The organism is Colwellia sp. KU-HH00111, from assembly GCF_040362745.1.
In the GTDB taxonomy this organism is placed as follows: domain Bacteria; phylum Pseudomonadota; class Gammaproteobacteria; order Enterobacterales; family Alteromonadaceae; genus Colwellia.
Window position 1 is genome coordinate 312,974 of sequence record NZ_BAABWO010000005.1, and the last position, 24,151, is coordinate 337,124.

At 38.2% G+C, this 24,151-nt stretch carries 25 protein-coding genes and 1 pseudogene; 5 read left to right on the forward strand and 21 right to left on the reverse strand.

All coding sequences use genetic code 11. The annotated features are described in order from the left end of the window. Complete coding sequence (gene gspC / locus ABXG98_RS11685) at positions 1-948, reverse strand: type II secretion system protein GspC (RefSeq protein ID WP_353538856.1); 948 nt, start codon at positions 946-948, stop codon at positions 1-3. Between the two features lie 336 nt (positions 949-1,284). On the opposite strand from gspC, the gene ABXG98_RS11690 reads away from it, so the two are divergent. The 3 genes from ABXG98_RS11690 to pckA all read left to right on the forward strand — a co-directional run bounded on the left by ABXG98_RS11690 (position 1,285) and on the right by pckA (position 4,516). Next, entirely contained in the window at positions 1,285-1,701 is a 417-nt protein-coding gene (locus ABXG98_RS11690) for an RNA-binding S4 domain-containing protein (RefSeq protein WP_353538857.1), read from the forward strand. A gap of 5 nt (positions 1,702-1,706) precedes the next feature. Beyond that, positions 1,707-2,609 carry an Hsp33 family molecular chaperone HslO gene (gene hslO, locus ABXG98_RS11695; RefSeq protein ID WP_353538858.1) on the forward strand — a complete coding sequence of 301 codons (903 nt, stop codon included), beginning with the start codon at positions 1,707-1,709 and terminating at the stop codon, positions 2,607-2,609. A 296-nt stretch (positions 2,610-2,905) separates the two neighbouring features. After that, complete coding sequence (gene pckA / locus ABXG98_RS11700) at positions 2,906-4,516, forward strand: phosphoenolpyruvate carboxykinase (ATP) (RefSeq protein ID WP_353538859.1); 1,611 nt, start codon at positions 2,906-2,908, stop codon at positions 4,514-4,516. A 268-nt stretch (positions 4,517-4,784) separates the two neighbouring features. Here the strand turns inward: pckA and ABXG98_RS11705 are convergent, their stop codons facing one another. From ABXG98_RS11705 to ABXG98_RS11755, 11 genes and pseudogenes are all read right to left on the reverse strand, one after another. Next, positions 4,785-4,976 (reverse strand): type II toxin-antitoxin system RelE family toxin, encoded by a 192-nt coding sequence (locus tag ABXG98_RS11705; protein WP_353538892.1) that lies wholly within the window; start codon positions 4,974-4,976, stop codon positions 4,785-4,787. An 81-nt stretch (positions 4,977-5,057) separates the two neighbouring features. Then, complete coding sequence (relB, locus tag ABXG98_RS11710; RefSeq protein ID WP_353538860.1) at positions 5,058-5,270, reverse strand: type II toxin-antitoxin system RelB family antitoxin; 213 nt, start codon at positions 5,268-5,270, stop codon at positions 5,058-5,060. Between the two features lie 201 nt (positions 5,271-5,471). After that, positions 5,472-5,813, reverse strand: coding sequence for a hypothetical protein (locus ABXG98_RS11715; protein WP_353538861.1), 342 nt, complete (start codon positions 5,811-5,813; stop codon positions 5,472-5,474). A 2-nt stretch (positions 5,814-5,815) separates the two neighbouring features. Then, positions 5,816-6,196, reverse strand: coding sequence for a hypothetical protein (locus ABXG98_RS11720; RefSeq protein ID WP_353538862.1), 381 nt, complete (start codon positions 6,194-6,196; stop codon positions 5,816-5,818). 45 nt (positions 6,197-6,241) lie between these two features. Further along, positions 6,242-6,346 (reverse strand): annotated as a pseudogene (locus tag ABXG98_RS11725) (RHS repeat-associated core domain-containing protein); the annotation flags it as partial. A 15-nt stretch (positions 6,347-6,361) separates the two neighbouring features. Next, a complete protein-coding gene (locus ABXG98_RS11730) occupies positions 6,362-6,715 on the reverse strand; it encodes a hypothetical protein (protein ID WP_353538863.1) in 354 nt (117 codons plus the stop codon). Then, positions 6,706-7,575: an RHS repeat domain-containing protein gene (locus ABXG98_RS11735; RefSeq protein ID WP_502901559.1), complete on the reverse strand. Its 870-nt coding sequence runs from the start codon at positions 7,573-7,575 to the stop codon at positions 6,706-6,708. The genes ABXG98_RS11730 and ABXG98_RS11735 overlap by 10 nt, the downstream gene beginning before the upstream one ends. A 215-nt stretch (positions 7,576-7,790) precedes the next feature. After that, positions 7,791-8,183 (reverse strand): type II secretion system protein GspG, encoded by a 393-nt coding sequence (locus ABXG98_RS11740; RefSeq protein ID WP_353538865.1) that lies wholly within the window; start codon positions 8,181-8,183, stop codon positions 7,791-7,793. A 272-nt stretch (positions 8,184-8,455) separates the two neighbouring features. Then, positions 8,456-9,751 carry a two-component system sensor histidine kinase EnvZ gene (envZ, locus tag ABXG98_RS11745; RefSeq protein WP_353538866.1) on the reverse strand — a complete coding sequence of 432 codons (1,296 nt, stop codon included), beginning with the start codon at positions 9,749-9,751 and terminating at the stop codon, positions 8,456-8,458. A gap of 22 nt (positions 9,752-9,773) precedes the next feature. Continuing rightward, positions 9,774-10,496, reverse strand: a complete 723-nt coding sequence (ompR, locus tag ABXG98_RS11750; RefSeq protein WP_353538867.1) for an osmolarity response regulator transcription factor OmpR — start codon at positions 10,494-10,496, stop codon at positions 9,774-9,776. A gap of 152 nt (positions 10,497-10,648) precedes the next feature. After that, a complete protein-coding gene (locus ABXG98_RS11755; protein ID WP_353538868.1) occupies positions 10,649-11,134 on the reverse strand; it encodes a hypothetical protein in 486 nt (161 codons plus the stop codon). A 333-nt stretch (positions 11,135-11,467) separates the two neighbouring features. Here ABXG98_RS11755 and ABXG98_RS11760 point away from each other — a divergent pair, with 333 nt between their 5' ends. After that, the gene (locus ABXG98_RS11760) at positions 11,468-12,283 is read left to right on the forward strand and encodes a mechanosensitive ion channel family protein (protein ID WP_353538869.1); all 816 of its coding nucleotides are present in this window, start codon (positions 11,468-11,470) and stop codon (positions 12,281-12,283) included. Positions 12,284-12,390: 107 nt separating this feature from the next. On the opposite strand, the gene ABXG98_RS11765 is transcribed toward ABXG98_RS11760, so the two are convergent. The 7 genes from ABXG98_RS11765 to ABXG98_RS11795 form a co-directional block, all read right to left on the reverse strand. After that, positions 12,391-14,217: a DUF885 domain-containing protein gene (locus ABXG98_RS11765; protein WP_353538870.1), complete on the reverse strand. Its 1,827-nt coding sequence runs from the start codon at positions 14,215-14,217 to the stop codon at positions 12,391-12,393. Positions 14,218-14,373: 156 nt separating this feature from the next. Beyond that, the gene (locus ABXG98_RS11770; protein WP_353538871.1) at positions 14,374-15,216 is read right to left on the reverse strand and encodes a PepSY-associated TM helix domain-containing protein; all 843 of its coding nucleotides are present in this window, start codon (positions 15,214-15,216) and stop codon (positions 14,374-14,376) included. Positions 15,217-15,325: 109 nt separating this feature from the next. Continuing rightward, on the reverse strand, positions 15,326-15,856 hold the full coding sequence (locus ABXG98_RS11775; RefSeq protein WP_353538872.1) for an FMN-binding protein: 531 nt from the start codon (positions 15,854-15,856) through the stop codon (positions 15,326-15,328). Between the two features lie 126 nt (positions 15,857-15,982). Further along, positions 15,983-17,164 (reverse strand): porin, encoded by a 1,182-nt coding sequence (locus ABXG98_RS11780; RefSeq protein WP_353538873.1) that lies wholly within the window; start codon positions 17,162-17,164, stop codon positions 15,983-15,985. A gap of 320 nt (positions 17,165-17,484) precedes the next feature. Then, positions 17,485-18,150 carry a glutathione binding-like protein gene (locus ABXG98_RS11785; protein WP_353538874.1) on the reverse strand — a complete coding sequence of 222 codons (666 nt, stop codon included), beginning with the start codon at positions 18,148-18,150 and terminating at the stop codon, positions 17,485-17,487. Positions 18,151-18,165: 15 nt separating this feature from the next. Next, positions 18,166-18,774, reverse strand: a complete 609-nt coding sequence (locus ABXG98_RS11790; protein ID WP_353538875.1) for a glutathione S-transferase family protein — start codon at positions 18,772-18,774, stop codon at positions 18,166-18,168. Positions 18,775-18,847: 73 nt separating this feature from the next. Then, a complete protein-coding gene (locus tag ABXG98_RS11795) occupies positions 18,848-21,001 on the reverse strand; it encodes an EAL domain-containing protein (RefSeq protein ID WP_353538876.1) in 2,154 nt (717 codons plus the stop codon). A gap of 198 nt (positions 21,002-21,199) precedes the next feature. Here ABXG98_RS11795 and ABXG98_RS11800 point away from each other — a divergent pair, with 198 nt between their 5' ends. Continuing rightward, on the forward strand, positions 21,200-22,375 hold the full coding sequence (locus tag ABXG98_RS11800) for a response regulator (RefSeq protein ID WP_353538877.1): 1,176 nt from the start codon (positions 21,200-21,202) through the stop codon (positions 22,373-22,375). A gap of 95 nt (positions 22,376-22,470) precedes the next feature. Here the strand turns inward: ABXG98_RS11800 and ABXG98_RS11805 are convergent, their stop codons facing one another. Continuing rightward, the gene (locus ABXG98_RS11805) at positions 22,471-22,851 is read right to left on the reverse strand and encodes a MerC domain-containing protein (protein ID WP_353538878.1); all 381 of its coding nucleotides are present in this window, start codon (positions 22,849-22,851) and stop codon (positions 22,471-22,473) included. Positions 22,852-22,960: 109 nt separating this feature from the next. Further along, positions 22,961-23,941, reverse strand: coding sequence for an elongation factor P--(R)-beta-lysine ligase (epmA, locus tag ABXG98_RS11810; protein WP_353538879.1), 981 nt, complete (start codon positions 23,939-23,941; stop codon positions 22,961-22,963). Between the last annotated feature and the right edge of the window lie 210 nt (positions 23,942-24,151).

Consider the following 24,151-nt stretch of genomic DNA (forward strand, 5'->3'; position numbering starts at 1 on the left):
CTAATTAATACTAAAAAGTATTTCAATTAAGTCACCTTGGCGATTTACCAACAATGAAATATCAGTGTCTGTTTTCAATGCAGACATAGCTTGTGCTAGTTCAAGAGGTAACAGTAAATCATAACCATTCATTTGCACCGCGATATCTCCTGATTTTAAGCCTGATAATTTGAAAAATTCAGGGCTTTTACCTGGTGATAAGCGGTAACCAACAATCGCACCATTTTTATTTGCCGGAGAAATCCGTAAATAATCGGTTATTTTACCCGGATTGTTTTTTAAATCTGTTCTAAGGCGTTGCGCATTTTTGCTTAATTCTTTATTGGAACGTTGATCAACAACATTTTGCTTAGACTGAGTATTGCTGGCACTATTACTTGCTGATGTATTTGCTTTTATATGCGCAACACTTTGTGCAGGTTGGTTAAAGTCAGCGCCATCAAGCATTAGCGTTTCTAATCGCCCTGAATGCTTAATAAACACGCGATCAACTAAAACTCGCTCTAAACTTGCACGCGTACCTTGAATAAGATCGCCTACCCCGTAAGTGGCTTGTTTACCTTTATTTTCAATAATGGCAGCTGCAGTTTCTTCTTGATCACTTGCCACTATGCCAGACAAGGTTAATTGCAAACGTGTTTGAGGGGCATCAGTAACCTGCATAACTACATTTTCTTCTACCACAGGTTTATTGTATTGCCCAAACAAGTTAAGCGATTGCAATTCTGTAATATTAAAGCTTTGCGTGCCATTAGCATTCGATACAACTTGTCTTGTTATCGGGTTATTGGTTGCTAATGGTGCCTGGGGAACCACTAACCAGGTTATTTTTGCCGCCATAAACGCAATATAAATCAATAACAGCAAGCTGAACGCTTGCGCTATACGTTGTTGGGGTAATTTTATCAGAACAGCTGAGATTGATGTTAGGTTATCTGTAAATGCCATTAGTTCATTTTATCTTCTTTAATTCTTCTCTTTAAAAGCTAACCATTAGATATTTTCTGCGAAAAGCTAGCGGTTAAAAGCCACTCTGTAATGTAAAATATCTGTTAATATAGCAACACAAACGCAAGCATCCGATGATACTTGACCATTAGCTTTGCAGCAAGCGATGTCCCATGTTTTTAACGAATATTTACAAAAGAGTGCGCACTATATGCGGGAGTATGGTATTTTTCTGCCAAATTTAGGACAATGGCAAACAAAAACAGTTCAATTTTTTTAGCTGTCATTAAAGAAACATTAACTGACACTGTTAAACCTTAAACCTTAGCGCATTAAATGAGTAAAATAATGAGCCAAAAACCACAGCAAGACCTAACCTCAACCCGCTTAGATAAATGGCTTTGGGCCGCCCGATTTTATAAAACCCGTGCCATTGCTAAAACTATGATAGATGGTGGTAAAGTGTTCTATAATGGACAACGCACCAAATCGGGCAAAGCCGTTGTGATTGGCGATAGTATTAAAGTACGCCAAGGTTATGAAGAAAAAGAAGTGATAGTTATTGCATTAGCAGACAAACGCCGTGATGCTGATTTTGCCCAAACGCTATACCAAGAAACACCCCAAAGTATTGAAACTCGAACGAAAAATACTATTGCCCGCAAACAAGGCATTTTACTTAGCCCTGCCAGTGAGTCCAAACCCGATAAAAAACAACGTCGAAAATTACGAGAATTTAAAGAAAGGATGTAAGCCCCATGTCTAATAAAGACCTTAGCACCACAGATACACTTAATCGCTACTTATTTGACGACATGCATGCGCGTGGCGAATTAGTACAATTAAGTAAGAGTTATCAAAGCATCATTAAAAACCATAATTATCCGCTAGGCATTCGCTTGCTGTTAGGGGAATTATTAGCTGCAACCTGTTTACTTACCGCAACATTAAAGTTTGATGGTGAAATAACCGTGCAATTGCAAGGCGATGGACCGGTTGGTTACATGGCTGTGAATGGCGATAATGCTCAGAAAATGCGCGGTATTGCCAAACTCAAAAACCCGCAAACACCACCAGATAATAACACTACCTCATTACACGATTTACTAGGTAAAGGTACTATGGTTATCACTATTCGCCCTAGCCAAGGTGAAGCTTATCAGGGCATTGTTGCGCTAGAGCATGAGACACTGGCAGACTGTCTAGCACATTATTTTGCAACTTCAGAGCAAATACCCACAAAAATATGGCTGTTTAGCGATGACGACAAACAACAGGTTGCGGGTAGTCTATTGCAACTATTGCCCGATGGTGATGGTAGTCATGAAAATTTAGCTAAGCAACAAAGTGATTTCGAGCATTTAGCGCAATTAACCAATACCATCAAAGCCGATGAAATTTTTAACCTTGAAGCGCAAGCTTTATTGTATCGTTTATACCACCAAGAGCAGGTCAGTATATTTGAACCGCAAACGGTTAGTTATCAATGTGGATGCTCTAACAGCAAATGTTTGGCGGCCATTGCTCAAGTTGAACCCAGTGAAATAGAACAGATTTTAGCCGAGCAAGGGAAAATATCAATGACCTGTGATTATTGCTTAACCACTTACGATTTTTTTGCTGAACAACTAAAAAGTTTCACTTCGAAAGATAGCCATTAATCATAAACTTTCACTTTGTGATGTAAACCACTAATCGGCACTCTTTTGGATAATTATTACCTAAAAGAGTGCCAAAGCTTCACTTTGCCACAGCCCTTACCATTGTTATTGTTGTAATATTACCAATAATCAATCCCTCGCTATTTTCACTATTTCTGTTGCTTATACTGAAAACTTTCATCTTAGGTTATTTTTTACTTTCGTTTTGTGCGTTTATCCAATAGAATGTCGAGCTATTAACACAATGAAGACTTAACCACACTTAATATTCGTCATACCTTAGGAGTGCACTTGCTATGACCGCCCCAGAAAACTCAATTGATTTGTCTCAATACAACATTCATGATGTTGCAGAAATTGTTTACAATCCATCTTATGAGTTGCTTTTTAGTGAAGAAACCAAAGCCGGCCTTGAAGGTTTTGATAAAGGTGTTGTCACGGAGCTTGGCGCAGTCAATGTCGATACGGGTATTTTTACTGGGCGTTCCCCTAAAGACAAATACATAGTTCGCGATGATGTAACTCGCGATACCGTGTGGTGGTCTGATCAAGGTAAAAACGACAACAAAGCGATGAGTCAAGAAACTTGGTCTGAACTAAAAGCACTAGTGACGACTCAATTATCTGGCAAGCGATTATTTGTGGTAGATACTTATTGTGGTGCAGACGAAGACACACGATTAAAAGTTCGCTTTATTACTGAAGTGGCATGGCAAGCACATTTTGTTAAAAACATGTTCATTCGCCCAAGTGAAGAAGAGCTTAAAACTTACCAACCTGATTTTGTGGTAATGAATGGTGCAAAAACCACTAACCCTAACTGGCAGGCGCAAGGCTTAAACTCAGAAAACTTTGTGGCTTTCAACTTAACTGAAAAAATTCAGTTAATTGGTGGTACTTGGTATGGCGGTGAAATGAAAAAAGGTATGTTCTCAATGATGAACTACTTATTACCGCTTAAAGGCATAGCATCAATGCACTGTAGTGCTAATGTTGGCGCTGATGGCGATACGGCTATTTTCTTCGGCTTATCTGGCACAGGTAAAACGACACTTTCAACCGATCCTAAACGCCAACTAATTGGTGATGATGAGCATGGTTGGGATGAAAATGGTGTATTTAACTTTGAAGGTGGTTGTTATGCTAAAACTATCAAGTTAAGTAAAGAAAATGAACCTGACATCTATAATGCTATTCGTCGTGATGCTTTGTTAGAAAACGTTACGGTAGCAGAAGACGGCACTATTGATTTTGACGATAATTCAAAAACAGAAAACACTCGTGTTTCTTACCCTATTCACCATATCGAAAATATTGTTAAGCCAGTATCTCGTGCCGGTCATGCAAAAAAGGTGATCTTCTTAACTGCTGATGCCTTTGGTGTTTTACCTCCGGTCGCTAAATTAACACCTGAGCAAACAGAATATTACTTCTTGTCTGGTTTTACCGCTAAATTAGCCGGTACTGAACGTGGTATCACTGAGCCAACGCCTACCTTCTCAAGTTGTTTTGGTGCTGCATTCTTAAGCTTGCACCCAACCCAATATGCTGAAGTGTTACATAAGCGTATGGAAGCTGCTGGTGCAGAAGCCTATTTAGTGAATACTGGTTGGAATGGTACAGGCAACCGTATCTCTATTAAAGCAACGCGTGCGATTATTGATGCCATTTTAGACGGTTCAATTGATGAAACAGAAACCACTGTTATCCCAATGTTTAACCTAGCAGTACCAAACACGGTTGCCGGTGTTGAAGGCGATATTCTTGACCCTAGAAATACTTATCAGGACGCTGGCGAATGGCACAGCAAAGCTGTTGATTTAGCAAACCGCTTTGTTAATAATTTTGAAAAGTTCACTGATACTGATAACGGTAAAGCGTTAGTTGCTGCTGGGCCGCAATTATAATTAACGATTAAGCTTCAACAATTGAGTTTAAAAAATTGAAAAGCCTGTAAGTTTTGCTTACAGGCTTTTTTGATCTAACAAACCTTTGAATGTATAGATAATTTCTGATTTAAGTTTATTGCTTCCGCTAATATTCGATGTTTAAACCTTTAACTTTAGGGCGTTGCACACAGATGAAAAAACTTCATTCACATTGCAGCACCCAAACATAGTACTACTAATAAGGCTTTAAAATTTGAATTACCGCATACGAATATTCTAATAAATATTACTCGTAAACATTTTTACGGTGACTTGCACGCAATACCAATACAACCAAGTTACCATCTTCAATATTACAGATAAGACGATAATTTTTTATGCGATAACGCCATAAGCCTGCTTTGTTACCAACTAAAGCCTTACCAAATCGTCTTGGTGATTCTTCTGTTGCGATACGGTTTTTTAGATATCCAATAATGTCTTTTTACGCTTGTTTATCAATTTTCTTTAATTCTTTTAGGGCACGTTCATCCCACGCTACTTGCCACTTCTCTGACATCTAATCATCCAAAGATAACTCGTTTTCTACATCCTCTAATGAAATACGCTTGCTAGGTGTTTCAAGACGATTAATAGCTATATAGGTATCTTCCATATCATCAAGATATCTTAAGATAGCCTCTTTAGCATAAAAAGTTTTCGTACGGCCCGTTGTTTCAGCCAATTGATTTAAACGACTTTCTACATCGCTTGGTAGTCTAAGTGATAGCATTGTACTTTCCCGTATTACACGTCATACATGTAAAGCATAGCCTAATGTCAAACTATTTGCCATAATAGCAAAAAGCAAGGCTGGTAATTATAGCCCTTTTTTTAATAACATTTGAGAATAACTCTCAAGTGTCACCGACCCCTTTTATTTTCTGACCACATTTATTTTGACCCCATTTATTTTGGACAAGGTGACTTATTGTTACCTTAGCCATCCATCTTTAATAGCTTGTTTAAACTTACGTATTCGGAATTTTTTATATTTTATTTTTATAAAATCTTTTCTTCTCCTAATAAATGGAAGAAAGGTATAAATACAACTAGATATAAATGATCCCCGATAAAATTCAACAGGAAAATAATCTTCAAAGATAAACTCATCACAATTAACACCATAATTAGAGGCTAACAGCTCTATATAGCCTTCAGAAATATCTCCGTATATATTCAAATCATGGTATAGGCATAAATCTAAATCTTCATCTTTTTTTATATATTGGCTTAAACCACTTTCCTTTAAATATTCGCCAAAGCTAGGTTTCATTGCTACCCCCCACAGTTAGAATTTAGCTCTTTATCTACAGCCTCTTTTCCATACCTTTCATATAAAGCATTAACTAATTCGCTAAAACTTAGACCTAAACCAAGGTAAGGAAAGCGTCTAAGCAGTTTAGATATTAGATGCCACTGCTTAAGAGAGATACGTTTATTTTGATACGCAGAATGATTATATTTACTTGCTACTGATGTTTTGTCTTTAGAAGGTCCACCACCCGCGGCCCCTGTACGAGGCTTTTTCTGTGTAGGTAAAGTTGCCGCCACAGCCTCTCCTCCGGCAGCATTTGCGACTGTAGTTAAAGATGAATTATCAGTGCCGCTGATGTATGATGTCACGGCATCAAATGCAAGTCCAACACCAATGCCCACTACAACTAAACATACCCCGCCACATGCTATTTCCCCACTCGGATCTATAAAATTAACAGGATCACTAAACACATACCCATAGATGTTTGAATCACCACCCGCAAAGCGAATGGGGTCTTTACTTGTCCACCGTCCAGTGACGGCATCATAGTCTCTCGCATTTTTTCAATTAATGTTAAAGATTTCAATCAATGACAACTTAGATAATATGTAATGAAAGAAAAAAGGTAAGACAACTAATAAAAAGTAATCAATAAATTTAACACCAAAGAATTCATTAGTTTCGCTAGATAAAACAGCCCCATGCGGTATGAATACAACAAAATAAGCTAGTATATATGTTTCAAAATTATTGAAACCACCGTAATCAACAGAGTTTACTAGCAATAAATTAACCCCAAATAAAACCAACACCAAAGTATTAAAAATATACCAACCAAAAGAAAGAAGTATGGTTTTACTTCTATTTATTCCTGATACATAGATAAATAATTTTTTAAAATCTCTATTTAAGGACATGCTTTATTAGTATCTTTTTCAGAGTCTAGACTACTAGCAACAATATCAGCAGCCGTAATCATTTGAGCATTTAAATAAGCCATTAAGGCAGCCCATACACTTGCCGATTTCGACACACCATCTCGCATTACAAGAGAGAGCTTAGCTGCATTCATACCTGTACCTACACCGCCAATTACCCCAGTAAGGAAGCCTATAAAAGCTGATTTAGCAACATCCCCTATAGAGCCACCGTTCAAGGCAGTACCAACCCCACTTATAACTCCATTAAAGAAGCCAAGTGCAACCCATACAGCAACCTCACCACTAGGATCAATAAAGTTAACAGGATCACTAAACACATAACCGTAGATGTTCGAATCACCACCGGCAAACCTAATCGGGTCTTTACTTGTCCATCGTCCGGTATGCGCATCGTAATCTCTCGCACCAAACCTTGTTAAGCCTGTTTGATTATCAACTAAACCTCCCGCAAAACCAAACGGTTGAAAGTTAGGGTTAGTATCGCTGGTAATAACGCCAAACTCATCATAGCCCATTTGCTGAGCAATGATACCCGTATCAGCATTCACCACTAACCTTGGGCTACCTAAATGGTCAGTGATGATTTTATAGGTAACACCACCTTTAATCATATAATCTGGCACGTTTACTTTAGTACCATAGATAAATTGGCTAACGATGTTGTTACTGCTATCTAGCTCTGCTACAGGGTTAAGTTGGTCACCGTATAAGAAGCCTTGCTGTACTGAGCCATTAACTTTTTTGCCTATTCTGCAATTTAGCCCATCAATTATATAATCAACTGCATCACCATTTGGCAGGGTCACTTGCATTAAGTTACCTAATACATCATACACATAACAAATTTGAGCGACCAAATCTAAGCGACTGTCCCCGTTAATTTTTTGTGATTAAGTTATCAAGGTCGTTTAAATAGACAATTCAGTTATCGTTATTGATGCACTACTGATTAACGATAAAATCAGTGTTATTATCATATTCTGCACGGACTAAAATCAAGTCCCCCTTTGATTGGACCATCTACCCGTATGTGCATCATAGTCTCTCGCTATTATTCCTTTTCGTTAATTTTCTTGATTAGCATAAAGATATCTTTATTGTTACTTTTACCGCCTTTAATTGCATCTTGTCCGTAACTTCCTATGTATACTTTATTTCCCGATAATTTTACGATATATGGCTTTAACCATGGATCTAGCGGTATTTCACGAAAATCATCAAATTCATTTTGCAAAATTAAATTTATCTTTTCAACATAACTCAAATCGGACTCAATTTCCCTGAGCCTCCGAACAACTACCGTATTAATACTTTTTAATTCAGTATTGATTAACGTATGTTTGAGCTGCACCTTGTTAACTTTAATTGATGGTAAATAAATTAAAGTTAAAATGACCAATAACACACTAACCAATTTAAAAACATTGATAGTTGGAATATTCATCTATATCTACTTCCTTAATCAATTTTTTATGGGGATCTATCAATAAAAATATGAATTTGGCCAAATGCTTATAGATCATTAATTCTTCACGGTGCAAAGCTTAAATATTGAAAGATAAGAAAGTACTTGATTAACAAAATCAAAATTACTAACAATACTGTTTATAATTTACCGTAAGTATAAAAATGATAAGAATAGTAAAGGTGACTAATATGAGCTTAATGGGTAGACTTTTGTCACTAGAAGCCTCTATGAAGGTATTAACACTCCAGTTAAAACTTCAGTGGCAAATACACTTTAGCTTGTAAGCCGCCTTGGGCTTTATTCGACAGTTCAACCCGGCCACCATGAGTATCAACAATACGTTTTATAATCGCCAAGCCTAAACCACTGCCTTCGGTGCCACGCGCTGTGTCACCTTGGGTAAAGGGTTGAAATAAACGTTCTATCTCAGCCTCTGGAATACCTTCGCCCTGATCGCTAACAATAAAATATGCAAAGCCTTGGTCTAACTCATGACCAGTCACTACTTCAATATCTCCTTGAGTATAACGAAGTGCATTTTGAATTAAATTGGCCAAGGCACGTTTTACAGCCACATGACGTAAAGGCAGCTCGGGGCAAGGCTTTGCAATAAAGTGAATATGTCTATCAGCTGGTGTTTCCACATTGAGCACTTCTTCTACTAACGCATTTAAATCGCCTAACTCTGCTTTATCTTTAGAATCATGTCGTATGTAATCAATAAATTGATCGATAATATTGTTCATATCATCTATATCGTTTTCAATGCCTTCTTTTAAAAAATCATCCACCTCTAACATCATTTCAGTAGCTAGGCGGATGCGAGTTAATGGCGTACGTAAATCATGAGAAATTCCTGCCATTAACAGGTTTCGGTCTTGTTCTAATTGCTTGATACCTTTAGACATGTGATTAAAGGCTTGAGTTACTGCCATAATTTCAGAAGTACCATGCTCGGTCAACGGCTCAGGAAAGTCTCCTCTGCCCACATCTTCTGCCGCCCGCTGTAATGATTTTAATGGCCTGTTGAGTTGACGAACAAACACCCAGCCACCAGCAACACTGAGCACACCTATAATGCCTAAAAAGAAGATCAAAGGAGAAAAATTGGCTTCTTCTAAACCAAGTAAGGGAATTTTAACCCATAGGTTAGGGGCTTGTGGTGGGCGAATCCAAAATAGATATTCGTCACCTTGAGAAATTCTAACTTCTGCTGGGCCGCCTAATAATGCTGACATTTGTTCGCTGCGATAAGGGTAATATCCCGCAGTCGCTAATCCTAACTTTAATGCATCTTGCTCGCGGTATACCCCAATACCAGTTTCACGATGGAATACTTCTGCCATTTTTGGCCGTAATCCCGCATCTTTAATATCAATAAATACCACGCGTATTTGCTTTGCGAGCAGCTGATTGATTTGCTGCTGATTTGGTTCAATCACATATAAAGCAAAAGATATATATGAGACTACCTGGTTTACAAATAGCAAGAATCCTATTAATAAAACCGTTTGACCAAAGGCGCTGCGGGGGATTACTTTCATTAAAATACTTCTATATTAGCGACTAAACGGTTGAGCCATCAGGCACAAAAACATAACCTAAACCCCAAACTGTTTGTAAATATCTCGGTTTCGCTGGATCTTTTTCTAGCATACGGCGCAAACGAGATACCTGTACATCGATGCTGCGCTCAAGCGCAGAGTAATCACGCCCGCGTGCTAAATTCATCAGCTTGTCACGAGACAACGGCTCTCTTGGGTGGGTAACCAAGGCTTTTAATACCGCAAATTCACCGCTGGTTAACGGCATACTCACATCGCCTTTTATCATTTCTCGGGTGGCTAAGTTAAGCTCGTATTCACCAAAAATAATATTATTTTCTTCCATTGACGGTGCGCCAGGTGCTTCTTGGATACGACGTCGCAACACCGCTTTGATGCGCGCTAATAATTCACGTGGATTAAAAGGTTTTGGCATATAGTCATCAGCGCCAATTTCTAAACCAATAATTCGGTCAACCTCATCACCCTTTGCCGTTAACATTACAATAGGAATACTATTACTTTGCTGGCGTAAGCGACGGCAAATTGATAGGCCATCTTCACCAGGTAACATCAGATCAAGCACTAACAAATGGAAATTTTCACGTTCGAGTAATCGGTCCATTTGTTCCGAATTTGCAGCGCTTCGCACTACAAAACCTTGTTCAACTAAATAACGCTCTAACAAAGAGCGTAAACGCATATCATCATCTACTACTAAAATTTTTTGAGTTTCTTGAGTCATTTTATTCTCACAATCAGCAATAACGGCAAAGCGCCCATGCAAAAGGCTGGATTTAAAGTCACTATAAGCGATATATCACCCTATATAAAAGCATGAACAGTAAATGTTTTCAGGTATTTGTTACAATTTATGAATTTAACGGGCCGATAAAATTATTGTAGGTAATGTATGGCTTGTTGGCTAACACATTGCGTTAAGCTTTTTTGTCGTTCTGCTCGCGATAACGAGAGAACGGCTTTTTTCACTAACGCCATTTTTTGCTGCTGCTCAACTTCAGGTAAGTGGCCTAATTGCTCTTCAAAACAGCCTAACAAGCCAAAATTTATCGCTACATCAGACTGCAACGTGTCCTCGCCAAGGCATAAAACAAGCTTTTCTGCTAAACGAGTTTTGTCCATGTTGATAACAAGATCTTTGAGCTGATAATTAACTGGCTCAATTTGTCGGGCTTTATTGCATGCATATAGCATATCTGCCACGGCAACTTTTGGGATGAGGGTTTGATGTTGTTTACCAAATTTCTGTTTCAACCAAGCATGATGTTGAGCTGCTTCATCGGTTGAATTGGTCTGTTTTGCTTGAGCATAAAACAGAGGAAATTGACAAAATATAAACATTAACAAGATGATTTTTTTCATTTGGTAAGCTTACTGAGTGCGCCGATTAAATTCAAGCAATAACACAGATAACCAGGTATTAACAAAAACCATTAAAGCCTTCAATGATAGAACATTATTAGATATTAACGAGCCTGCGTGACAAATATCACTTACCTTTCTTGGGTGTTCTATACTGATTGACGATAATTAACCGTTATTTTTCATGTGTAGTTATTATTTTTATCGCATATTCGCTTGAGTAACTATAGACTTAGTGTCAGCAACGACAGTTTTTTATGCAAATAAGCGTCTGTGCTGCGTACTGGTGTTAAAATGCTTTTTTTTTGACAATAAACAAATCAGGGAATAATTATGAATACAGAAGATATTATTAATCAAGCCACCGAAATGACCTTGCACTATGGTCCAAAACTAGTGGGCGCTATTGCGGTATGGATCATTGGTGGTTGGATAGTTAAAGCTATTGGTAAAGGTGCTGAAAAAGCTTTAAGCAAAGGCGGTACTGATCCTTCATTGATGCCTTTCTTAACGGGTATTATAAATGGCCTATTAAAAGTTATGCTGGTAATTACCGTACTTGGCATGCTGGGCATTGAAATGACTTCGTTTATTGCCATCTTGGGTGCTGCTGGTTTAGCCGTAGGTATGGCTTTGTCAGGTACATTACAAAATTTTGCCGGCGGGGTAATGATTTTGATATTCAAGCCTTTCAAAATCGGTGATGTTATTGACGCACAAGGCTACACAGGTAAAGTCTCAGAGATTCAGATTTTCAATACCATTATGAAAACACCTGATAATAAAACTATCATCATTCCTAATGGTGGTTTGTCTACCTCGTCGATGATTAATTATTCCACAGAAGCAACTCGTCGTGTTGATTGGACTATTGGTATTGGCTATGGCGATGATGCCGACAAAGCCCGCGCAGTTATTCAACGATTATGTGATGAAGATGCCCGTATTTTAAAAGATCCTGAGTTATTTATTGCGGTGTCTGAATTAGCTGATAGTTCAGTTAACTTTGCCGTTAGAGCTTGGGTCAATGCCGCTGATTACTGGGGTGTTTACTTCGATTTAAATGAAAAGGTATACAAAACCTTTGAAAGTGAAGGCTTGAATATCCCCTTCCCACAAATGGATGTTCATGTACATAAAGATGCTTAAGCTTTTCTAGAGTGACACTTTAGGGAAAAAAAGAGCTAACCATTCACTTGGTTAGCTCTTTTTTATGTTATCTGTTTTATTATAAGCGTTAGGCTATTAAGCAAAAGTTACTTTGCTGATGTTTGCGCTATATATTTATCGATAAAGCGCTCTAGTATATCTAATGGTACTGCACCATTTTTCAATACCACATCATGAAAATCTCGAAGATCGAACTTATCTCCTAGCGCGCGTTGTGCTTTTTCGCGCAGTGATAGTATTTTCATCATACCAACTTTATACGAGGTTGCTTGTCCTGGCATAACGATATAACGCTCTATTTCCGAGACAACATCTGACTGTGCCATACCAGTATTTGCTTTCATATAATCAATGGCTTGCTCACGAGGCCACTTTTTATAATGAATGCCGGTATCAACCACTAAACGAACTGCTCTGAAAAGCTCGGCTTGCAAGCGGCCAATATTATCAAAAGGGTCATCTTGAAATCCCATCTCCCAAGCAAGATACTCACTATATAACGCCCACCCTTCAACATAAGCAGTAAAAGGAGAAAACATTCTAAACAGTGGCAAACCTTCTAGCTCCATCGCTACGGCAATTTGAAAATGATGCCCCGGAATGCCTTCATGATAAGCAAGTGTGCGCATTGAGTATTTTGGTGTCGCTTTAATGTCATAAAGATTAGCGAAAAAACGACCTGGTCGACTACCATCTATGGCAGGTTGTTGATAATAAGCCCCTGGCGCTGTTTTTTCTTTAAATTCTGGAATTCTGGCGACTTCCATTCCAGCCTTTGGTCGAATTCTAAAGGCGCTATCTAATCCTTTATCAATTTCATCAAGAATTTTTTGATAATCGGCCAGAATTTGCGCACGGCCTGCGTCACTGTCTTCATAATAAAAGCTTTCTTGTGCAGCTAAATGTTCTATTGCAGCACTAAAGCCTTGTGAAACATCATAGTTTTGCTGAGCAAGAATAGCCATGATTTCAGACTGAATACGATCAACTTCACTTAAACCTAATTGATGAATATACTGTGGTGTGTAATCTGTGGTAGTAAAGAATTTTAATGAGCTGGCATAAGCTTGTTCACCATTAGGTAGACGCCAAAAACCATCGTCGGTAGTGGCTTTTGATTGAAGCCCGGTAAAGTAATTAATCAATAACCGGTAGGCTGGGTGCACATACTCATCAATATTGTGTTTTGCTTTTGCTAGCAACTCAACTTGCTCTGCTGCATTGATTTGCTCAGTGTCAGCCATTTTCTTTGCTAATGAACTATAAAGAATATTCTCTTCAATCGGTTTATTCACAAAAGTGTTCATTTCTTCAAGCACACGTTCAATAACAAACAAGGGTGGAATAATACCCTTCTCTTCTCTGAGTTTTATGCCTTCAAGCTCTTGGGTAAATTTCTGTTTCACTAGCACTAAGCGTGACAAGTAGTTTTCAACATCGTCAATACTCTTGATTTGGTGTTGCGCTTCCATAAAGCTTGGGTAACCATTTTGAATACCAAACAATTGGTTAACCGGATAGTTATGATATCGAAATTGCTCTGACTCTTTGGCAAAATCTAGTAAATACAGCGCTATTTCTTTAGACAATCGATCAGATTCAGTTAAGCTGTCATTTTCGTAAGATTTAAGGGTTTTATGTACTTGCTTTAGTTTAACAAAAAGCTCATCGGCTTTAGCAAGGCTGGCGTCATCAAGCTCACCATTGTGACCTGTTATCCCCAACGACTCTAAGAACCCTAGCGAGGTTAACGTTTCTGGGCTTTCAAATGCCATTTTCAAGACTTCTCTATCAACAAATGATCGAAATCTTAACGGCTTTTCAGCATTCCATTCATAGGCTGCAAAACTACCTGCAATCACAATCACTGTCAGTAACAGCACCCCAATCCATTTCATTATTTTCTTAACCATAATCCCCCCTAGAGTGATTTCTTATTAAGCCTTTAAAAACATAAGCTTAATGGTCCTGTTCGTTATTAACTGCTATGACGTTAACAAACTAGTAACAACAAGTAAAAGAAAATCACACGAGAGTAATATATGGTTACAGAAATTATACGCCCAAGACTAGCGCCTTGCTCTGGAATGACGAATCCACATATACACACCAGAAACTGAAAGCAATATCAGTAAAATCGCGACCGCATCCATCAATAAGACCCCAAACAAACCCAGTATACGGCCACTGTGGGCATCTAATATGATGCGTTCTAACGAAAGAAATTGTGCGCGATAGGCTAATGACGCCTTTGCTATTGCAGCTGTTGATACTTGCGAGGGTGCTATCCAGCTAGGCTCAGCTACAAAGGAAACAGGCTGCCATTCAAAAAAATCCGTTGTTGTTTGGTAGTTGCCCGTAGGTGTTCTGATAATAACCTGTTGCCCTTGCACACTCAGCGCATTAATTGACTGCGGTAACCCCAGCGTATCATCTATCTGATCTATTAATTCACCTTTAAGATTAAATAGATAAAGATAATCACGGCTTGCCACTAGAATGAGCCGAGAGGAAGGTGCGTCAGTTAACGTAATATAGCTGGCGGCAATAATCACATCACTCGTTTCAAGTAATAGCTTCTCGTTCAACCAAAGATGATTATTGGTGATTTGAATCGTATTCTCGTTGAGCGGATAAAATCGAATATCTTCTGGGGCTGCAATACCATAATGATCTAGCAGCCAAGTACTCTTAATACCTAGGTGGGCTAAAGAAAGTGTTGTTGTATGATTAAGTGCAACACCGCTAATTGATAAAAAAATAATAAAAAAAGCTGCGATAATGCCAAGCTTTCGATGCCACTCACGTAAATGACGTATCAGGCGGGAATGTAAAGATTTAGATTTTTTTTTCATTACAGGTACACATAGCTGATAAGCTTTTTTGAGAGCTACTAAGATAGTTACAGCCATTAACTTTGAGAAATTATGATGGCTTATAGCTTTGATTTATCAAGTAAGTTAGCTTAGCACTTATTTTGCCGTATCCCAATACTATTCGCTAGCACTGTCACTCGTGTTATTAATCTTGGTTGTTAACTTTAGCATCTAACCATAATGCTAAACGTGCTATTTTGGTGGTTGCTCTCACCGATAGGGTTGCTCCGGTAATCCCATCAATATGTTGATTTAATTGATTGTTATCTTGCAGCTGGGCATTGATAAACTGCTGGGTGTAAAAGTCATGTCGGACTTCATCTCCACGGCTTTCTCTATAGGTTAACACTTTTAATTGGCTAATTTTTTGTGCTTTAATATGCACGCCAATTGTAATGGGCTTTTCTTTTCCTACTTCATTTAACACCCACACGGTTTCATTACCTAACTGCCAGTAATTAACCCGCATTCGACTGTAATTGTGTTGTAATATGTCAGCAATTTTCCCTTTGTCTTCTTTAGTTAACCACACTCTTTTTACTTGTGGCACAGCGCCAGCATACACCTGACTAATAAAAGCCTTTGGCGTTTGATACACCCCTTTGGCTGCATAACCGCAAGTGCTATAAAACATCACACCACTTAACAATAGCAACAGAGAAAATATTTTTTTCATGCTTTCACATCACCCTTAACCAATAAAGTGAATAGTACTAGTGCACTATTCACTTCATCCAAAAGTTAAATTAAGTCAAAGAGCAAGACCATACTATATTTAGCCTTGATTGAACTTTCAGCAACCTTAAAATTGGTAGCCAAAACCTAAATTAAAACCTTTATCATCTTTTGCACCACCTAAATCTTCATAGTCAGCTTTTAGCACAACATTTTCATGAAGGTAGTAATTAACACCCACGCTAGTTGACTCTACTGCTGTAGTATCACTATTACCTGCATTGTTGTCATATTCTGCATAACGGGCAAACACCCCTACTTTATCGTTAAACGCATACGAAGGTTCAATGTACCAACCTGTTTGCTCGTCACGACCTAAATCAGCAGCTTCTGCGCCATCAATATCCCAACGGGCATACAAAGCACGTACGCTGAAGTTATTCACTTGATAAATAGCATGAGCTTCTAACAATGTTGCGCCTGCAGTTTCGACACCGTCTTTACCTTGGGTAACATCGGTTTGATATTGTGCGGTTGCAGCAAGTTCTAAGCCGTTAATTGCCGTATATTTTACTCGAGCGGTATAGGCTAAGTTTTCTGCACTGGCATTCGCCACTTTTTGTCGACCACCACGAATTTTATAATCATCACCTACAGATAAGCCACTTGTTACTGCACCATCAATACTCACACCGCCTGCTGGCTTGTAGTTAAAGGCAGCACCCGCTTCCCACCAAGTCGCTGGAATAATATTTTTTTCAACACCATTACGTTCAACCCCATAAAATGTAGGAGGCTCATGGGTTTCGTTAATAATACCAACCGGAATTAAAAACAAACCTACTTTTGTGCTGGTTGATTCATTAATGTCTACTTCAACATAGGCTTGCTCAAGTTCTACTTCTCCCGGCTTGCCATCACCAGCAAGTGAATGCTCTAATTCAAATTCAGAGAAAAACCGGACGTTGTCGCTAAATTCATGACCAAAAAATAATACAAAACGATGAAAATCTACTTTGGCATCTTTACTATCATAGTTGTTATAGTGCAATTCACCGTAACCACCGATTGACGTTTTTGAAAAAATGCTCTCTTGTGCTTTTTCTTCAACTTGATCAGCTGTAGCAATAAGTTTTTGATCAGTTTCATCTAAACGTTTTTCTAATGAGGCTAGCACTTTCTGTTGCTGTGCAATAATGTCACGTAATTGTTCAGTTTCTGTTTTTGCACTCTGTTCATTAGCATTAGCTATAGTGTTTGTGGCAAAAATCCCGAATAATGCAGACGCAATTAATGTTTTCTTTAACATGTTTCATATCCCAAAGGTTTTAAGTTTTAGTGCTATTTTGCTAGCGAAAATTGGTGATTGTAGGGCTATAAGCTTCAGAAATAGCTCAGCCATCTAAAAGTGGCGTTATTAAATCACAACACTAAATGATAATCAATATCATTTGCATTGTTTTTCACAAGAATTGACCTTTGTTTGATGCACATCATATTTTTTTCAGTTGATTTTTGCTGGGGATGCTACTTTGGGAAATACGTTAAAAGGCGTGAATAGATATTCATACCACCTCAAGATTAGAGTTGTCAGCACCTTGAGGTGGCTTGGGTATGTACTAATTATCGCTATTTGGTCATAATTGTACGCGCACCTTTAATAAAGGTGTCTTTATTAACCTTGATGGGCTCAGGTATTAAAATCCCTTTTTGCACCGCTGGTCGTAACGCAATTTGTTCAACCCAGCGGTGAAGATTAGGGTAGCTGTCTAAACTTACACCTGACCACTCATGTGTGTGAACCCAACACCAGTTTGCCATGTCCGCAATAGAATAATTCGCGGTTAAATATTCACTCCCTTGCAACTGCCTATCTAACACAGAGAAGAGTCTGTTAACTTCATTTTGATAGCGATCAATGGCTGGTTGAATTTTTTCAGGAAAATAGCGATAAAAAACATTAGCCTGCCCCATCATTGGGCCAATACCACTCATTTGAAACATTAACCATTGCAGCACTTGTGAACGTGATTTGACATCCTTTGCCAGGAACAAGCCAGTTTTCTCTGCAAGATAAATCATGATTGCTCCCGTTTCAAAAACAGAAAAGTTATCATTATCGCGATCAACAATGGCAGGGATACGACCATTAGGACAAAGCGCTAAAAAATCGGACGATTTTTGTTCGCCTTTCATCAAATCAATGGAATGTACTTGGTATTCCATGGCCATTTCTTCTAACGCAACAGAAGCCTTCCAGCCGTTAGGCGTGGCTGCAGTGTATAAATCAATCATAGGCACACCTCTCTACTAAGCTGAATAGCTTGGACGTGATGAAACGTTTTTATACCAACGAAGTAAGTGTTGGTGCTCGTCGCTAAGGCGTATTTTGACTACACGTGCAAAGTCTATTGCGCACAATAAAACAATATCGGCAATACTAAAATACTCTCCAACAAGAAAGGTAGAGTGCTTTAGATGTTCGTTGAGTTCATCGAAATACTTCAGGGCATTTTCTCCTGATATTTTCCCCCACTCATGTACAGGCTTCATTCGGTCTTTAAAGTATCCTGTGGTATGTTGAAAGCACATGCCAACGGGCATCATTAGGTGAAACTCTATGCGTCGTTGCCACATTTCAACTTGCGCTTTTTCTAAGGGCGTTCTCCCCATGAGTGGATGTTGTGGATGTGTTTCTTCAAAATAACGGCAAATTGCAATCGTTTCGCCAATACAGGTACCATCGTCTAACTCTAAAAACGGTATTTTAGTGGTAGGGTTTTTAGCTCGCATATCGTTAGTTAAGTTTTCACCTGCGGCAATATCAACTTCAACATAATCCATATCAATGCCCTTCTCTGCGAGAAATATTCTTACTCGACGCGGATTAGGTGCGGTACGTGTTTGGTATATCTTCATATATGCTCCTGTACTTTTATGTCATGACTGGGCTGTTGAATAACCTTATCAGCAATTATTATATGAAGATAGACTAGCTTTCTGTATCACTGGCAAGGCGATGAGTAAATACCGCAGGCGTTGTAGCAAGTGCTGAGGTTAACCGCTCTAAGGTCAGGGGTTTTGATAATAAGTAGCCCTGACCTACTTCACAACCCATTTGTGTTAAAAAGTCAAACTGCTCGCGGGTTTCAATGCCTTCAGCGATAGTGGTTAACCCTAATGATTTTGATAGTTCAAGAATAAGCTTAATGATTTCTTGAGTTTTACTATCTTTGCCGATCATTTTCACAAAAGACAAATCAATTTTTAATCGGTCTATGGGCAGCTTTTGTACATAGGTCAATGATGAGTAACCGGTACCAAAATCATCTAATGCGATGCCAAAGCCTTTATCTCTCAGTTTATCTAGCTGCGCCAAAGTATCATCGGTATTAGATAACAAACTGTGCTCGGTTATTTCTAGCTCCAACATATCATTATCAAAATCAAAGGCACTCATGGTTTGTTCTATCAATTGAACTAGGTTAGACAAGTTACTTGGTTTAAGTTGCTTGGTAGACAGGTTAATAGCTATTCTTATTTTGTTTGAAAGTAAGTGTTTCAAACTGGCGATATCTGACAGTACGCGTTCAATTATCCAATTACCAATTGGAATAATATAATTTGACTCTTCTGCAATAGGAATAAACACAGCCGGTGATATTTGTCCTTGCTCAGGGCTGTGCCAACGCAATAATGCCTCCACACTAACTAGCTCACCTGTAGTTAAATTATATTGAGGTTGATAATTCATAGTGAATTCATCATTGGCTAATGCACTATCAAATAACTCAACAATTCGCAGGTAAAACCGGCTAATTTGATCAATTTCATCATTATAAAAATAATACGCCTTTACGGGATCTTCTTTAGCACTTTCTAGGGCAATTTTGGCACTTTGATATAACAAACTAAAACTTGCACCACATTGCGGGAACATGGCGATTCCAATGTTAATACTAACGTGTACAGCTACATCATCAAAAACAAGTGGCTCGGTAAATAAATTTTCAATAATTGATATTTGTTTACTCACCCCCCAGCGCAGTTTATTGTCGAGTAAAATAGTAAATTCATCATTGCCAAAACGTGAGATCACATCAAATGCGCTCAGCACTAATTTCAAACGAACGGCGACTCGCTTTAAAATGCGATCTCCTACACTATGACCAAAACGATCATTGATAGCGCTAAATCGTGCAATATTAACGACAATCAGCGCAAGTGAGTATTGGCCTCCTTCATTTTGTTTGAGCATGCTCTCACAAGATTTAATAAAGCAATTATGATTTACCAACCCAGTAATGGGATCAATATTTTCTGAATTATAGAAATAGTCTGACTGGCTACCTTTAGGGGTTATATCGGCAATCTGTATATAAAAGTGCTTTTTAGATTGTTCGGTAATCAGCAGTTGCAACGATAACAACCGTTTTTGTCCATCCGCAGAACGATGCCAAAATTGAACTTGTTTGTTAAATGACTGATCACAGTTTTTACAAGCAATTTTTAGCTCTTGCCAGTCAATATTAATGAGCTCTTCATAACAAATCAGCTCTTTTAAGCTTAGCCCTTGGTAGCTAATAGGCGCTAAGTCTAGCATTTTAGTTGCAGCAGGATTTACAAATATAATTTCAAGCTGTTCATTAACTTCAAGTAAGCCATCATTACAAGATAAAATGACATGCTGTAGTTTATTAAATAGGTGCTGATATTTACTACTTTCTGCCCTAAACTCTTCATTAGCTAGAATATTTTGGGTGAGTGATTTAATTTTTGCACGGAACAACTCGGCATGAACTGGTTTGGTGATATAGTCAAGTGCGCCAATATCATAGCTCTTTATAATTTGCTCATGATCAGTGAGTTGTGAAAGAAAAACAATAGGAATGTTTTTCAATTGTTGATGTTGTTTTAGGTAACTAGCAAATTCAATCCCTGACATCTTTGGCAGCATGATATCTAATAAGATGAGTTGAAAATCAGCATCTTCTGCCAGTTTATCTATGGCATCTTCTGCAGACAAACTTAGTTCTGATGGTATATCCATCCCTCTTAAGATGCATCGGATATAATCGGCGAAAATAGGATCATCTTCTACAATGAAAACCCTACAAGAAGCCGCTGATAATACTTGATTAGCCATATATAATCGTTAATATCGTCCTTTGATAACCGCTACCCATAGTGTAGTTTAGCTAGTAGTATTTGACCAGTATTTGCGCTAAATTAAATAAAAATTAAAGAGCTTTGTTGCAACCCATGCTAGCATGACAATGAGATTTATTTAAACTAATACCAACAGTTTATGGGGACTGTAACCCCCACTTTTAGGTTGATTCACATGGATAATGATAAACTACAGCAACAGCTCGATGCGATACGCGCACAATACACTGACATATTACCTGAGCGCTTAGCGAATATTAAAAATAAATGGCACCAATTGCTTACTGCTTGGACGCCCAGTGCAGCACAAGAGCTAACAAACATGTGTCATAGCCTTGCTGGAAGTGCAACAACCTTTGGCTTTCCTGAAATAACCAGACTCTCGCGTCAAGCCGAGCAATTACTGTCTGATACAACCGAGTATTGTCAGCCAGAGCCATTAAAAACTTCGCAGTTGAAACAGCTAATGGTTCAATTAACATCACAGCCGGTGAATGCAGTACAGTCTTTGTCTCACAATCCAAGAGTTGAACTCACCCAACGGCCAATTTACCTTGTTGATAGCGATCAGGCATTCTGCCAAAAACTTAAAAAGCTACTGGCACCCCACGTCATCGAAATCCAATATTTTTCTGATGAGGAGGCATTTAACACAGCATTATCTAAACAAGACCCCTGCCTTATTTTATTGGATTTTGATACCAGTAGAGCTACCCCTTCTTTAACTGACATGATAGCTGATTTAAAAGCAAAACAGCTGCTTGATTCACCGCTATTTTTTATTTCGCAACAAGAGAGTTTAGCGTTACGATTAGAAGGTTTCCGCGCAGGTGGCAATGGCTTTTTTAAAAAAACCACCGATATTGAATTGTTAATTGAAAAAATCAATTTTTTACTACACAAGGCCAGCAGTGATCCGTATCGTATTTTGTTGCTTGATGATGATGAGCTTTTGGTACAACATTACGCCACTCTCTTTGAAGGTGTCGGCTGTGTTGTAAAAGCTATCAGCGAGCCCATGACTATTATGACGCACCTAGAAACGCTTAATCCAGATATTTTGCTAATGGATCTTCATATGCCAGATTGTAATGGCATAGAATTAGCAGGCACACTTAGACAACAGGATAATTATGCCCATTTACCAATAGTTTTTCTTTCAAAGGAAATCAATGTTCACCATCAATTTAGCGCCCGTGAAATTGGTGTTGATGATTTTTTAGTCAAACCCATTGATGAAAAGTATTTGCTTTCATCAGTCATCAATCGTGCACAGCGCGCAAGGCACATGCAGGAAGTGATACATAGGAACGCATTGTTATCACTGAATGACAATGCAGTCACTGATTAATGAAGTAAATTGTTAATTTGGTGTAATAATTGAAAGTTGGCGGTTGGCGGTAGTTTACTGGATACGATGCGAACCAACTATTTTACTAACTATTGTTATAGTTGACAAACTTCTTCATCGCACTGCTTACAGCTCTCACATAACTTAATGTTAATGTAATGCGCAGCAATGATAAGGCTAGCGCCACCTATAATAAATAAAGCTTCAACATCTTCTGAAAAGTCGTGTTTAATCCAATACAACGCTACCCCTAGGTAGAGCAAATAAAATGGATATAAGCGTTTATGATAGCGTTTAAAACCTGAAAAAAGTGCAACTGTACCTAAAGCTGCAGTCATTAACAAAAACACATGTTCCCAAGTGTGATCGGCTAAAAAACTTAAGCCAACTAAGGGGAGAAGGGGCAATAAAATAGGTAGCATTATACAATGTAATGCACATAAAGAGGTTGCTGTGATTCCTATTTTGTCTAACATACTATGCCTGAAAAATTTAAAAGATACTTGTTTGCCAACGATTTATGCAAACCTTATATGTAATAATATCACAATTGATATAATATAACATTAGTAAACAAGATTAAATTTATGCTGATTCGATAGGAAAACTGATAACATTTTTTATATGTACAGACTGCAAGGCTAGCATAACCAAGCGATCAATACCTAAAGCAACACCTGAACATTGTGGTAACCCGTTAGATAAAGCCAACATGAATTGTTGATCTATTGCCCTTTCCTGTAGGCCTAATTTTGTTCTTTTGGCATTATCTTCCTGAAAACGTTGTAGTTGTATTTCAGGATCCGTTAATTCATGAAAACCATTAACTAACTCCACCCCTTTGTAATAACATTCAAAACGTTGCGCAACTCTTTTATCATCTGGGCATATTTTAGCAAGTGACGCTTGCGACTTTGGAAATAAATGGATAAAACAAGGAGCATGAATTCCAATATGAGGTTCAATTATTTCACTGAAAATAAACTGTAATAAGGTATCATTATCTACCGTATCCTCCATTAGCCAGTCACTGAGCTTACCGTGACGTTCAATAAGGCTCAACAAAGTATGTACGGAGGCTGTTAATGGATCTATGCCAACATGCTCAATAAATACTTCTTGGTAGGTCAGAATTATTGGCGGTTCACAATGTAAAATCTGTTGTAATAATTCAGCGACTTCGTTTATTAAGGTGAAATGATCAAACCCAATTCGATACCATTCAAGCAGAGTAAATTCTGGGTTATGGTGTCGACCGGCATCTTCATGGCGAAATGCTTTTGCTATTTGATATATACAGCCATAGCCTGATGCTAGCAAACGCTTCATGTGAAACTCAGGTGAAGTTTGTAGATATAAATTATGCGATTGCTGTGCTGCACTGTCATTTAAGAAATTATATCGACACGACATTGCATCCAAGTGCACATCAGTTACGGTCGCTAACGATAGTGCCGGCGTTTCTACTTCAACAACATTTCTGTCAGCAAAAAACTGTCTTATTTGTTGTAATATTTTCGCACGTTTTTGTGCATTTTCCCAAGTCAGTGTTGGCTGCCAAGACATGATATTACCTATCTTCCTACAGAAACAAAAAAGTCGTTCCCACATAGATAGGGAACGACTTTTTCAATTTAACATATTTGCATTTTATTTGCTTGATAACCGATGGGTTAACAAGGCGTGGACACGGAGTTGACGCTAGTCAATGAGTATCCACAACGCAGTTAACACAAGGTTAGCTGCAAATAAATCAAATATTAATCGATAATTGAT

Bases quoted from the DNA above. Each gene is read 5' to 3' on its own strand.
- pckA (WP_353538859.1), top strand. From the start codon at position 2,906: ATGACCGCCCCAGAAAACTCAATTGATTTGTCTCAATACAACATTCAT.
- ABXG98_RS11730 (WP_353538863.1), bottom strand. From the start codon at position 6,715: ATGTCCTTAAATAGAGATTTTAAAAAATTATTTATCTATGTATCAGGA.
- relB (WP_353538860.1), bottom strand. From the start codon at position 5,270: ATGCTATCACTTAGACTACCAAGCGATGTAGAAAGTCGTTTAAATCAA.
- ABXG98_RS11765 (WP_353538870.1), bottom strand. From the start codon at position 14,217: ATGGTTAAGAAAATAATGAAATGGATTGGGGTGCTGTTACTGACAGTG.
- ABXG98_RS11805 (WP_353538878.1), bottom strand. From the start codon at position 22,851: ATGTTAGACAAAATAGGAATCACAGCAACCTCTTTATGTGCATTACAT.
- ABXG98_RS11780 (WP_353538873.1), bottom strand. From the start codon at position 17,164: ATGTTAAAGAAAACATTAATTGCGTCTGCATTATTCGGGATTTTTGCC.
- envZ (WP_353538866.1), bottom strand. From the start codon at position 9,751: ATGAAAGTAATCCCCCGCAGCGCCTTTGGTCAAACGGTTTTATTAATA.
- ABXG98_RS11755 (WP_353538868.1), bottom strand. From the start codon at position 11,134: ATGAAAAAAATCATCTTGTTAATGTTTATATTTTGTCAATTTCCTCTG.
- epmA (WP_353538879.1), bottom strand. From the start codon at position 23,941: ATGTCTTGGCAGCCAACACTGACTTGGGAAAATGCACAAAAACGTGCG.
- gspC (WP_353538856.1), bottom strand. From the start codon at position 948: ATGGCATTTACAGATAACCTAACATCAATCTCAGCTGTTCTGATAAAA.
- ABXG98_RS11795 (WP_353538876.1), bottom strand. From the start codon at position 21,001: ATGGCTAATCAAGTATTATCAGCGGCTTCTTGTAGGGTTTTCATTGTA.
- hslO (WP_353538858.1), top strand. From the start codon at position 1,707: ATGTCTAATAAAGACCTTAGCACCACAGATACACTTAATCGCTACTTA.
- ompR (WP_353538867.1), bottom strand. From the start codon at position 10,496: ATGACTCAAGAAACTCAAAAAATTTTAGTAGTAGATGATGATATGCGT.
- ABXG98_RS11790 (WP_353538875.1), bottom strand. From the start codon at position 18,774: ATGAAGATATACCAAACACGTACCGCACCTAATCCGCGTCGAGTAAGA.
- ABXG98_RS11740 (WP_353538865.1), bottom strand. From the start codon at position 8,183: ATGAATATTCCAACTATCAATGTTTTTAAATTGGTTAGTGTGTTATTG.
- ABXG98_RS11775 (WP_353538872.1), bottom strand. From the start codon at position 15,856: ATGAAAAAAATATTTTCTCTGTTGCTATTGTTAAGTGGTGTGATGTTT.
- ABXG98_RS11785 (WP_353538874.1), bottom strand. From the start codon at position 18,150: ATGATTGATTTATACACTGCAGCCACGCCTAACGGCTGGAAGGCTTCT.
- ABXG98_RS11760 (WP_353538869.1), top strand. From the start codon at position 11,468: ATGAATACAGAAGATATTATTAATCAAGCCACCGAAATGACCTTGCAC.
- ABXG98_RS11715 (WP_353538861.1), bottom strand. From the start codon at position 5,813: ATGAAACCTAGCTTTGGCGAATATTTAAAGGAAAGTGGTTTAAGCCAA.
- ABXG98_RS11800 (WP_353538877.1), top strand. From the start codon at position 21,200: ATGGATAATGATAAACTACAGCAACAGCTCGATGCGATACGCGCACAA.
- ABXG98_RS11770 (WP_353538871.1), bottom strand. From the start codon at position 15,216: ATGGCTGTAACTATCTTAGTAGCTCTCAAAAAAGCTTATCAGCTATGT.
- ABXG98_RS11690 (WP_353538857.1), top strand. From the start codon at position 1,285: ATGAGTAAAATAATGAGCCAAAAACCACAGCAAGACCTAACCTCAACC.